This is a genomic window from Tepidimonas sp. (genome assembly GCF_046292505.1).
Lineage (GTDB): Bacteria > Pseudomonadota > Gammaproteobacteria > Burkholderiales > Burkholderiaceae_C > Tepidimonas.
Map to the genome: position 1 here is coordinate 1 of NZ_JBKBQX010000162.1, position 816 is coordinate 816.

Annotated in this window: 1 protein-coding gene; it reads left to right on the forward strand. The window is 71.0% G+C overall.

Going from position 1 to position 816, the window contains the following annotated elements:
- Positions 1 to 134: 134 nt before the first annotated feature.
- The coding region (locus ACK4TH_RS12475) for a lysophospholipid acyltransferase family protein (RefSeq protein WP_409626913.1) at positions 135 to 816 on the forward strand (682 nt) is incomplete at its 3' end.

Below are 816 nucleotides of genomic sequence, written 5' to 3' on the forward strand. Positions count from 1 at the left end.
CATGTACGGGCGTGATGGCGAACGCTTTAGCGGCATTTGTGAATCGCCCGCAAGTAGTTCGATAACTCGGCGATGGGTGCATTGTACCTGTACCCCATGCGGCGGTGTGCGCCGCGCTCAAACCCCTGCCCACGATGCGTTTGTTTCGGTTTCTGTCCCGCTGGCCCCTCCTGGCCCTGCACGCCTTGGGCTGGTGCGCGGGCTGGGGGGCGTGGTTGGCGTCGCCCACCTATCGCCGCCGTTGGCGGGAGCACACCCGGCAAGCGGGCTTGAGCGGGCGCTCGCGCTGGGCGTCGATTGGGGCGGCGGGGCAGCAGGTGGCGGAGTTGCCGCGCCTGTGGTTTGGGCCGCCCGTGCCGGTCGGTTGGGAGGGGGCGGCGCACATCGAGGCGGCGCTGGCCCAGCGGCGCGGTGTGCTGTTTTTGACGCCGCATTTGGGCTGCTTCGAGGTGACACCGCGCGCCTATGCCGAGCGGTTTGGCGTACCGCACGCCGCGCCGATTACGGTGCTGTACCGGCCGTCGCGCCATGCGGCGCTGGAGGCGCTGCTGCGCCAAGCGCGGCGGCGCCCAGGCATGGTGGCGGCACCGACGACACTGGCTGGGGTGCGGCAACTGATGCAGGCCCTGCGCCGCGGCGAGGCAGTGGGCCTGCTGCCCGATCAGGTGCCGCCGCAGGGGCAGGGTGTGTGGGTGCCGTTTTTTGGCCGTCCGGCGTACACCATGACGCTGGCGGCGCGGCTGGCGCAGCAGCCCGGGGTGCAGGTGCTGCTGGCGGGGGGGCAACGTTCGTCGATGAACGGCAGCCGCACGCACT